Genomic DNA, 9986 nt, shown 5'->3' with positions numbered 1-9986 from the left:
TTTGAACTGTTCGGAGTACCTAGGCATGGTGGTAGATTACCTTTCTTCCCAACCCAACCGGGCTGGATATCAGGTGTCTACCTAACAGGGGTCAGGTCCAAGGTCAGTTCATTATGATGTCTCGAAGGGCAAACTTTTCATTGCATGTTCGCTACACTTACCCACTCGATAGTTGGGGAGGAAACTCATGTGGTTCGATGGCTATCATCAACAATTTGGAAGACGCCTGGAAGAGTTTCACGCGGCGCGATTCCTGCGATGCTCGCGGAGCTCTCGCCGGAGCAAGAAGAGCAAATCCCCAGGGTGCCAAAGAATTTCCGTTCGACGCGGTGCTAGACGTCTTAAACTCCAAGCACAGCTACGAAGACAAGGTTACCCGAATACTGGCGATCAGCGGTACATGGATGAATACTGCTTCCGGTAGCCAGTGGGCTCTTGGCCCATTGAGCAGCACAGCATACTCTGAACGGGTAGGCATTGGCGTTAGATGGGGTGAGATTGCATTCTCACCACTATTGAATGTCGCAGGGGACCTTATTGATGCGTATCCCACTTGGCCAGGTGTGCTCCGGGAATTCGCTCAGAATCAAGAGTTTAGCCGTGATCATTTTTCGCAGCGTCTTAAGGAGATTTAGCGGTGTCTGACTTCTCTTCTGGAAGACCGGTAGATGCTTCTGGAACTAGGGTCTTATTCGGTATCGGCGCTGCGCTGCCGGGCTCTTTGCTCTTGTCTATTTCGCGTGAAGGAGGCAGTGAGGGCTGGTGGGACGTTGCGACAGGCGCGGTTTTGATTGCGTTTGCGGTGGTGCTTCTCTGTTGGGCTGCGTTGAGGAAGTCATGGCGTCGTCAAGCGCTGTGGGGCCTGCTATTCGTTGTCTACGGCATTCTAGGCGCGCTGTTTGTACCTAGTGGTACCAGTCGCTTTTTACGACGTGTGTTTGGATTGCTGTGATGAGTAATGCTTGGGTAACCCTGCGGCAGTCCGTCAGGATTTAAATTCCGGCTTTTTGTTTGTGGGTTGTAGAATAGGGCGGGTATTTCTGTGCTAGTTCCAACCAAGAAAGGGTAGGGCTGAATGTCGGAGCGCAATCACAATGGGCGGGGCGGACGTGACCGCAAGCCACGCAATAGCAAAGACCGTGATTTTAAGGGGGGTTCCCGGAAGAAGAAGTCTTTTTCGCCGCAGCGCTCCGGTTACCGTGAGGAACGCATTAACCGTCGCATGAGCGACCCAGACATCCCGGCTGAGGTAGATGTCAACGACCTAGACCCGATGGTCCTGCAGGATCTGAAGTCGCTATCGAAGGAGAACTCCGAGGCCGTCGCTAAGCATATGATCATGGCTGCGACCTGGATGGAGGATGATCCTAAACTCGCATTGCGGCATGCGCGTGCCGCTAAAGACCGCGCTGGCCGCGTCGCAATTGCCCGTGAAGTCAACGGAATCGCTGCGTATCGCGCCGGCGAGTGGAAAGAAGCTTTGGCTGAGCTGCGTGCCGCGCGCCGCATTTCCGGTGGCCCCGGAATGCTCGCAGTAATGGCTGATTGCGAGCGCGGCTTGGGCCGGCCGGAAAAGGCGCTCGAACTAGGCCGTTCGGAGGAAGCATCGGAACTTGATGAAGAGTCCAAGATTGAGCTGGCCATTGTTTTGGCCGGCGCCCGCCTAGACATGGGTCAGGCTGAGTCCGCGGTTGTCACCATTCAGCGCGCACATCCTGACCGCGATGCCCGCGGGGTAAGCGCGTGCCGTCTCGCTTATGCCTACGGTAATGCTCTGCTAGAAGCAGGCCGGAAGGAAGAGGCTCGGGATTGGTTTGAGCACGCAGTTTCTATTGATGAAGGCGACTGGACCGATGCTGCCGAACGCCTTGGGGAGTGCAAGTAGTGACGGTTCTAAGCAAGCACGATGCTCTTCTTCTCGATCTCGATGGCACTGTGTGGGAAGGCGGTCGCCCGCTTTCTAACGTGGTGGACGTCATCAACACCTGCGGAGTGCCGGCAGTGTATGTGACCAACAATGCTTCGCGCAGCCCACAGGCAGTGGCGAAGATGCTGGCGGACATCGGTCTCACCGCGGGTAAGGAACAGATCGTTACCTCTGCGCAAGCGGTTCTCCAACTAGCGGCGGAAGAGGTCCCAGCTGGGGCGAAGCTGCTTATCATCGGTGCCGATTCCCTCCGTGACTTGGCCCGCGACATGGGCTTTAAGGTAGTCTCCAGCGCCGATGACAAGCCTGCTGCCGTAGTGCAAGGCTTTGACCGCTCGGTTGGCTGGGAGCACTTGACTGAAGGTGCCTTGGCCATCCGCCAGGGATCCAAGTTCTTTGCTTCGAATCTCGATACCTCTCTGCCAATGGAGAGAGGTCTTGCTGTGGGAAATGGTTCTCTGGTTGCCGCCATCCAGTCAGCCACCGGGGTAGAGCCGGTATCTGCTGGCAAGCCCGAGCCGGCCATGTTTACTTTTGCGGCAAAGCAAATCGGTGCGAAGAAGCCACTTGCTGTGGGCGACCGTCTAGATACTGATATTGCAGGTGGTAACTCTGCTGCAATGGATACCTTCCATGTGCTCACCGGCGTTTCTGGTGAGCTGGAGCTGATTGAGGCACCTGTGGAGGCACGCCCCAACTTCATTGGCGCAGGAATGCACGAGCTGGCCCTTCCTGTCTCCGTTGCTCGTCCCGGAGCACAGGGTGGATTTACGGCGCGGTGCGATGGCCATGACCTTCTGCTTGAGGGCGGCGACGAAAAGTCTACCTCCGTTCAGGCATTGCGCACCGTGTTGGAAGTTGCATGGGCCATGCCGTCGCCGCCGCGCTATATTCAGCCGCGTAGCGAGCGTGCGGAAAAGGTTGTTGCGCAATGGCGGTAAAGCCGCACGACTTTCGAGCCGTTAAGGAGCCGGCAGAGATCGATGCGGAAGTAGCAGAGATCCTTGGAGAAGACGCAGCGGATTTGGCCGCTGAAGTAGATCAGCTTGATCGCGCTCACAATGTGTTGCGCGATGCATTGCAGGAGAATTAATGCCCCCACAACGTCGTAGGTTAGATGCGGAGCTGGTGCGCCGAAAGATTGCGCGGTCACGTGAGCAGGCACGGGAGATGATTAAGTCCGGCCGTGTCACGGTTGGTGGCTTCAAGGCGCACAAGCCGGCGTCGATTGTAGAGCCCGAGGTTTCCATCAAGGTAGAGGAAGCCGAAGAAGACAAGTGGGCTTCACGTGGCGCTCACAAGCTTTTGGGCGCCTTGGCGGCGTTCGACGTCGACATGAACGGCCGCATCCTCGATGCCGGCGCTTCTACCGGTGGCTTTACGGACGTGTGCCTTGAACACGGTGCGCAGGAAGTGCTGTCTGTCGACGTAGGCTATGGGCAGCTGCTATGGCGCCTGCAAAACGATGATCGCGTAACCGTTTTAGACCGTACGAATATCCGGAATGTAACGCTGGAGCTTACCGACGGCCCCTGCGATGGCATGGTAGGCGACTTGTCCTTCATTTCCCTCCGCTTGGTTTTGCCGGCCATTGTGGATTGTCTGAAGGACGGCGCTTGGTTGTTGCCTATGGTGAAGCCGCAATTTGAAGTGGGCAAAGAGCGCCTCGGAAGCGGTGGAGTGGTTCGTTCGCCGGAGTTGCGTAAAGAAGTTACTAGGGAAGTCGCTGAATTTGCGTTGTCCCTGGGGCTTAGCATGCATGGGGCTGTTGCATCCCCTCTGCCTGGGCCAAGCGGCAATGTGGAGTACTTCCTGTGGTTGAAAAAGGACGGTCAGCCAACAGATCTGGCTAGAGTGGAAGAAATGATTGACCGCGCAGTCGAGGAAGGCCCACAATGACACGTGAGATCCTGTTGGTGCCTCATGCCAACCGTCAGCAGAACCTGGAGGCTACGTCGCGTGCGGCAGAACTCCTACAAAGTGCGGGAATTACTGTTCGAGTGTGCGCGGACGAGAAGGTACTGCCAGGATTAAAGCATGTGCCTCACACTGAAGATGCGGCCGCAGGGTGCGAATTAGTGTTGGTTTTAGGCGGCGATGGAACCTTCCTCCGTGCCGCCGACATGGCGCGTGCCGTAGATATTCCGGTGCTGGGCATTAATCTAGGCCACGTGGGCTTTCTGGCCGAGTGGGAGGTCGAATCCCTAGATCAGGCCCTAGTGCGGGTCATAGATAAGAGGTACCGCATTGAGGATCGACTCACCATCGATGTCACTATCTTTGATGAGGAAGGGACCCTTCTCAACCGCAGCTGGGCTTTGAACGAGGCTTCGGTAGAAAACCAAAACCGCTCCGGCGTGCTAGATGCAATCTTGGAAGTTGACCGCCGGCCGGTGTCGTCCTTTGGTTGCGATGGGGTGCTAATTTCCACACCTACTGGGTCGACTGCCTATGCGTTTTCGGCTGGCGGCCCAGTGCTGTGGCCCTCCCTCGATGCGATTTTGGTAGTACCGAATAACGCGCATGCGCTGTTTACCAAGCCATTGGTTGTATCTCCCAATTCTTTAGTGGCCGTCGAATCAACTATGCGTACGACACCGGCGACCGTGATTTTGGACGGTTTTCGTGAGCTCGCAATGCCCCCAGGAGCTCGTGTGGAGGTCGTGCGAGGCGCGCGTCCGGTGCGGTGGGTACGCTTGGATGACCAACCTTTTACTGACCGTCTAGTCTCGAAGCTGCGCCTGCCCGTAGAAGGGTGGCGCGGGCCGAAGGAGAAGTAGTGCTCGTCGATATTTCCATCAATGATCTGGGTGTTATTAGCCAGAGCTCTGCGGAACTATCCGCGGGCCTTACCGTGCTTACCGGTGAAACCGGTGCGGGTAAGACCATGGTGGTTACTGGCTTAAGGCTCTTAGCCGGTGGTCGCGCGGACGCCTCCCGGGTGCGCGATGGCGCGAAAAAGGCCGCAGTAGAGGGGCATTTTTCTTCCGCAAAGGACTCGATCCGTGAGTTAGTGGATTCGGTAGGCGGAGAGCCCGACGAAAATGGCGAGTATATCGTTTCACGCACGGTTTCCGCCGCCGGAAGATCGCGGGCCTATTTAGGCGGCCGTGCGGTGCCGGCTGCAACCCTGGGCGAGTTCGCGCGCGAGCTTATTACGGTCCACGGGCAAAATGATCAGCTGCGTTTGCTCGCGCCCGAGGAACAACTGGGTGCGGTTGATCGTGCGGATCCGAAATTGGCGCGTGTGCGGGAGCGCTATACCGAGGCCTTCAAACAGTGGCGCAGCCTCGCCAAGGACTATAAGCGGCGTACGGAGCAGCGCCGCGAGTTGGCGCAGGAGGTTGACCGCCTGCAATTCGCCGTCGATGAGATCGATGGCATCGCCCCAGAACCCGGCGAGGACGAGGAACTGGTGCAGCTGGTTCGCAAGCTGCAAGACGTCGATGGGCTGCGCGAGTCCGCGGAAATCGCGTTGGCTTCCATCGATGGTACCGAGGAACTGGAAGAGGCCGCCTCGGCACTGCTAGGCCGGGCGGTTTCTGCCTTGGCGGGATCCACCGATAAGGAATTGGCGGCCTTGGGCGAACGGCTCGGAGAGATCTCGTCGCAACTGGGCGATATCTCCGGCGAGCTCGGTGGGTATCTAGCCGGGCTGCCGGCGGATCCACACCTGTTGGAAAAGTCTCTCCAGCGGCAGCAGGAACTGCGCACATTGACCAGAAAGTACGCGGGAGATATTGATGGAGTTGTAGCTTGGCGCAATGAGGCAGCGGCAAAGCTCGAGTCCATGGATACCTCTACGGAGGCCCTGGAGGAGCTGAAAAAGCAGGTCAAAGACGCTGAATCGGTGATGATTGAGCGGGCAGGGGCGCTGACAAAGGGGCGTCGGAAAGCGGCGAAGGCCCTAGGCGAGCAGGTGACGCAGGAGCTCCACGGCTTGGCCATGCCGAATTCGACGCTGACGGTCGAGCTTACGCAGGCGAAATATTCTAAGTCCGGCGCAGACGCGGCCGAGCTGCAGTTGAATGGTAAGCCGATTGCCTCTGCTGCCTCGGGCGGCGAACTCTCCCGTGTCATGCTGGCCTTGGAGGTCGTGCTGGCAGACGAGGACGGCGCCACCTTAGTCTTCGATGAGGTCGATGCCGGCGTGGGCGGGCGCGCAGCGGTAGAGATTGGCCGCCGCCTGGCGCGCTTGGCGGTGCATAATCAAGTGATTGTGGTGACCCACCTGCCGCAGGTGGCCGCGTATGCTGATGCTCACCTGCATGTATCGAAGGAGAGATTTACCTCTGGCGTGGCCGAGCTGTCACAGGAGGAGCGCGTGGAGGAACTGGCTCGCATGCTGGCGGGGTTGGACGATACCGAGACCGGCCGCGCGCACGCGCAGGAGCTTTTTGACCGCGCACAGGAAGAAGCTTCCGCGCGCCTCGCCCATTCGAAACCATAATCACGCCACAATAGGGCTCATGGCTCTGTTTTCCCGTAACCCCGAGCAGCCTGGTGCACTGCGCGATTGCACTCCAGGCGCTAAGGGGATGAAAAAGTTTAGTGAAGGCGATGTCGCCGTAATTGATGTGGCCAATATCTCTCGCCACGAGGCTCAAACTCTCGTAGACCTTAAGCCCTCTGCCGTCATTAATGTGGCGGAATTTTCTACCGGCACGGTCCCTAATTATGGCCCGCACATGTTGCTTGACGCCGACATTACCCTCCTTGAAGGCGTGGGACAGTCCTTTGTTTCCGAGTTCAAAGAGGGTAAAAAGGCGCGCATCGGGGAAGACGGCACCGTCTTTAGCGGCGATAAAGCACTCGGCACCGGCCGCGTGGTAACCCGCGAGCGAGCAGAAAAGAACTTCACCGCGGCGCAGGGCGCGCTGATTGACCATATGGAATCCTTCTTTGGCAATTCCATTGATTTCATTAACTCGGAAGGCCCGCTGCTTATCGACGGTCTCGGCGTCCCTGCTTCCGGTTCCGAAATCGCCGGCCGGAAGGTTGTCCTCTTTTCGCCTACCGATAGGCACCGCGAACAGCTCAAGCAGCTGCGCAACTTTATTCGCGAGTATGAGCCGCTGCTGGTCGCAGTGGGAACGGCGGCAGATTCCTTGCTGGCCCAAGGGTATAAGCCAGATTTCATTATCGGGGATCCCAATGGCGTGAGCGATGAAGCTTTGCGTTGCGGCGCCCGCGTAATCGTTCCTGCGAACCCGGAAGGGGAGGTAGAAGGCCTCGACCGCATCCAGGACCTCGGCATCGGCGCGATGACTTTCCCCGCAGCAACACACTCAGGTACCGACCTAGGCCTGCTCTTTGCTGATTACCACGGCGCGGATCTCATCGTGCAGGCCGGCGGTGGGGTAGACCTCGATGATATTTTTGCTGACCGCACCAACCCCTCGGCCGTGCTGTCCCGCCTCAAGGCCGGTACGAAGGTGGTAGACGCCGATGCAGTGATCAATCTCTACAGTGCGCCGTCCTCCAACCTCGGCTGGTTGTGGGCAGTACTGGGAATCCTGGTTGCCATTGCGGCAGTCATCCTCATCGTCGGTTTCGGCGGCAGCCAGGACTTTGCCAGCAACCTTAGCGAAACCTGGTCTAGCCTCTTCGGAGGCGCATAAGGCATGGCAAAGACTGAGCTCGTAGCAGGCTTGGGCTTCGGCGCCGCGGTAGGCGTAGCCTTAGGCGCTCTAGTGATTGCGCCGAACTTGACCACCAGCATGGCGGACGACGATCCGATACGCGAGGAGCACCGCAAGGTGGTCCAAGACAATAAGATTCTGCAGACCCAGAATGAGGCCAGCGACAAAATCGTGGCCGATTCTGGCGCGGAACTGGTTGACGGGACATTGTCGCAGCGCCCAGTGCTCATCGTGACCACCGATGACGCCAATGGCGGAGACGTGGACGCGATTCGGAAGCTCTTGGAGTCTTCCGATGCCACGGAGGCCGGCGAGATTAAGCTGACCAAGGACTTCTTGCGCCCCGAAACTAAGGACAAGCTGCTTCCCATCTTGAAAGATATTGCGCCCAAGAAGGCAGATATCAAAGACTTGGATTCTGCAGGAGCCCTCAGCGGTGAGGTCCTGGGTACTGCGCTGTCTATGGATCCTGAGAGCACGAAGCCTTTGGCCTCGGTAGACGAGCGTGCAGACGTGCTTCATAAGCTGCGCGACGAGGGCTTTATTGACTACGAGGACGGCACCATCGTGCCTGCGCAGGCCATCGTCGTGGTCTCTGGAAGTGGCCTGCGAGGCTATCCGTCCACCGCGCTGGCAGAATTTGCCACCGGTTTGGATGATGTCAATGGGTCCGTGGTGTTGAGCGGGCGCACCAAGCAGACTCAGGATGATAAGGCGCTAGCCCAAGTGCGTGATCAGGACGCGGAGCTGTCTACGGTCGATGGCACCGAACGGGCAGTGGAGCGCATTGCGGTCATTCTGGCCACCCAGGAACAACTTGATGGTGGCCAGGGGCACTATGGCGCCACCGAAACTGCTGACTCCGCCTTGCCGGGAGAGGAATAGCCCATGGCGCATGATTTCAAGGTGCTTGATTCGCAACTTCTTGTTGAAGCCCCCATTATTGCCCTGCGCCGCGACGAGGTAGTCATGCCCGGTGGTGTTTCCGCCTCCCGGGAAGTAGTCGAGCACCTAGGTGCTGTGGCCGTCGTGGCAGTAGACTCAGACGAGCGCATTGCGATGGTGTATCAGTACCGCCACAGCGTGGGAAAGCGCCTGTGGGAACTGCCGGCGGGATTGCTCGACGTTCGCGGTGAGGATGAGCTGACCGGCGCCCAGCGTGAATTGCAGGAGGAGGCCGGCCTAAGCGCGCAGACGTGGTCCGTGTTGACGGACCTTGTGACTTCGCCGGGTTTCTGCGAGGAGGCGGTTCGCGTATTCCTGGCCTCGGAGCTTTCCGACGTCCCCCGGATGGAGGCTACCGGTGACGAAGAAGCCGATATGGAAATCGCCTGGGTGGGACTCGATGAGGCAGTTGACAAGGTACTGCGCGGTGACATCGTCAATTCCATCGCCTGTAGCGGCATCTTGGCGGCCTACGCGGTGCTGCGCGGCGGCAAGGGAACCCGCAGTGTGGAGGAGCCGTTCGACCTTCGACCGACCTCAATGAGCTCCCGCCGCACGGGCGCGGACCTAAAACAGCTGTGAGTGCGCTCGAAAGCATTGCGCAGACCTGGCTTAATCATCTAGCAGTCGAGCGCGGCGTTTCCGCCAATACCTTGAGCAACTATCGCCGCGATGTCCGCCGCTACCTTGCCTGGCTGGGGGATAACGGGGTAGAGGATCTGCAGTCGGTGACGCGACCGATGGTAGAAGCTTATCTTAAAGACCTGCGCGCACACATGGCTGTGTCCTCAGCCAACCGAGCGCTCATCGTTGCTCGCGGACTGCATAAATTTGCCGTGTCAGAGGGCATAGTGGACGTCGATGTCGCGGTTGAGGTAACTCCTCCGTCAACCGGGCAGCATTTGCCTGAGACATTATCGGTAGGCGAGGTCACCGCCCTCATTGAAGCGACTACTACTGAGACCCCAGTAGATGTGCGCGACCGTGCCCTGCTGGAGATGCTCTATGGCACCGGCGCGCGAATCTCGGAAATTATTTCCCTGAACGTTGATGACGTGTCCGCCGCGCAAGAGGTAATACGCCTGCGGGGCAAGGGAGACAAAGAGCGGATTGTGCCAGTGGGCTCGCATGCCCGCCAGGCTCTCGATGCCTACTTGGTGCGGGCTCGTCCAGCGCTGAGCAAAGGGAAGACGCCCGCGCTGTTTCTCAATACCCGCGGTGGGGCTCTATCGCGTCAAAGTGCATGGACTGTGTTGAAGACGGCAGCGCAGCGGGCGCAATTGGGAAAGTCCATTTCTCCGCACACGTTGCGGCATTCTTTTGCGACGCACCTGCTTGAAGGCGGCGCAGATGTGCGCACCGTGCAAGAATTGCTGGGACATTCCTCGGTGACGACAACGCAAATATATACTCACGTCACTGCCGATTCCTTGCGCGAGGTGTGGCGCACTGCGCATCCCCGTGCCTAAGAA

General features: G+C 58.4%; 11 protein-coding genes. All 11 read left to right on the top strand.

Annotated features, from left to right (window positions below; translation table 11 throughout):
- Window positions 1-197 precede the first annotated feature (197 nt).
- On the top strand, window positions 198-635 hold the full coding sequence (locus tag BKN05_RS09320; RefSeq protein ID WP_286688509.1) for a hypothetical protein: 438 nt from the start codon (window positions 198-200) through the stop codon (window positions 633-635).
- 440 nt (window positions 636-1075) lie between these two features.
- Complete coding sequence (locus tag BKN05_RS09315) at window positions 1076-1885, top strand: tetratricopeptide repeat protein (RefSeq protein ID WP_286688508.1); 810 nt, start codon at window positions 1076-1078, stop codon at window positions 1883-1885.
- Complete coding sequence (locus BKN05_RS09310; RefSeq protein WP_286688507.1) at window positions 1885-2868, top strand: HAD-IIA family hydrolase; 984 nt, start codon at window positions 1885-1887, stop codon at window positions 2866-2868. The genes BKN05_RS09315 and BKN05_RS09310 overlap by 1 nt, the downstream gene beginning before the upstream one ends.
- The gene (locus tag BKN05_RS09305; protein WP_005324658.1) at window positions 2859-3020 is read left to right on the top strand and encodes a hypothetical protein; all 162 of its coding nucleotides are present in this window, start codon (window positions 2859-2861) and stop codon (window positions 3018-3020) included. Before BKN05_RS09310 ends, BKN05_RS09305 begins: the two co-directional genes overlap by 10 nt.
- Window positions 3020-3826, top strand: coding sequence for a TlyA family RNA methyltransferase (locus BKN05_RS09300; RefSeq protein ID WP_198492999.1), 807 nt, complete (start codon window positions 3020-3022; stop codon window positions 3824-3826). The genes BKN05_RS09305 and BKN05_RS09300 overlap by 1 nt, the downstream gene beginning before the upstream one ends.
- Window positions 3823-4707: an NAD kinase gene (locus BKN05_RS09295; protein ID WP_049378093.1), complete on the top strand. Its 885-nt coding sequence runs from the start codon at window positions 3823-3825 to the stop codon at window positions 4705-4707. The genes BKN05_RS09300 and BKN05_RS09295 overlap by 4 nt, the downstream gene beginning before the upstream one ends.
- Window positions 4707-6377, top strand: a complete 1671-nt coding sequence (gene recN / locus BKN05_RS09290) for a DNA repair protein RecN (RefSeq protein WP_286688506.1) — start codon at window positions 4707-4709, stop codon at window positions 6375-6377. The genes BKN05_RS09295 and recN overlap by 1 nt, the downstream gene beginning before the upstream one ends.
- Window positions 6378-6396: 19 nt before the next feature.
- On the top strand, window positions 6397-7548 hold the full coding sequence (steA, locus tag BKN05_RS09285; protein WP_225746993.1) for a putative cytokinetic ring protein SteA: 1152 nt from the start codon (window positions 6397-6399) through the stop codon (window positions 7546-7548).
- A 3-nt stretch (window positions 7549-7551) separates the two neighbouring features.
- A complete protein-coding gene (locus BKN05_RS09280) occupies window positions 7552-8454 on the top strand; it encodes a copper transporter (protein ID WP_286688505.1) in 903 nt (300 codons plus the stop codon).
- Window positions 8455-8457: 3 nt separating this feature from the next.
- Entirely contained in the window at window positions 8458-9096 is a 639-nt protein-coding gene (locus BKN05_RS09275) for an NUDIX domain-containing protein (protein ID WP_225746991.1), read from the top strand.
- The gene (gene xerD, locus BKN05_RS09270) at window positions 9093-9983 is read left to right on the top strand and encodes a site-specific tyrosine recombinase XerD (protein WP_286688504.1); all 891 of its coding nucleotides are present in this window, start codon (window positions 9093-9095) and stop codon (window positions 9981-9983) included. Before BKN05_RS09275 ends, xerD begins: the two co-directional genes overlap by 4 nt.
- Window positions 9984-9986 lie beyond the last annotated feature (3 nt).

The sequence above is a fragment of the Corynebacterium sp. S5S1 genome, from assembly GCF_001913985.1.
GTDB lineage: Bacteria > Actinomycetota > Actinomycetes > Mycobacteriales > Mycobacteriaceae > Corynebacterium > Corynebacterium marquesiae.
Note: the sequence above shows the minus strand (reverse complement) of the source record. Positions and strands in the feature narration are given on the sequence as shown.

Excerpts from the sequence above, each read along its gene's own strand:
- BKN05_RS09320 (WP_286688509.1), top strand. The coding sequence starts at position 198 with ATGGCTATCATCAACAATTTGGAAGACGCCTGGAAGAGTTTCACGCGG.
- BKN05_RS09315 (WP_286688508.1), top strand. The coding sequence starts at position 1,076 with ATGTCGGAGCGCAATCACAATGGGCGGGGCGGACGTGACCGCAAGCCA.
- BKN05_RS09305 (WP_005324658.1), top strand. The coding sequence starts at position 2,859 with ATGGCGGTAAAGCCGCACGACTTTCGAGCCGTTAAGGAGCCGGCAGAG.
- BKN05_RS09300 (WP_198492999.1), top strand. The coding sequence starts at position 3,020 with ATGCCCCCACAACGTCGTAGGTTAGATGCGGAGCTGGTGCGCCGAAAG.
- BKN05_RS09295 (WP_049378093.1), top strand. The coding sequence starts at position 3,823 with ATGACACGTGAGATCCTGTTGGTGCCTCATGCCAACCGTCAGCAGAAC.
- steA (WP_225746993.1), top strand. The coding sequence starts at position 6,397 with ATGGCTCTGTTTTCCCGTAACCCCGAGCAGCCTGGTGCACTGCGCGAT.
- BKN05_RS09280 (WP_286688505.1), top strand. The coding sequence starts at position 7,552 with ATGGCAAAGACTGAGCTCGTAGCAGGCTTGGGCTTCGGCGCCGCGGTA.
- BKN05_RS09275 (WP_225746991.1), top strand. The coding sequence starts at position 8,458 with ATGGCGCATGATTTCAAGGTGCTTGATTCGCAACTTCTTGTTGAAGCC.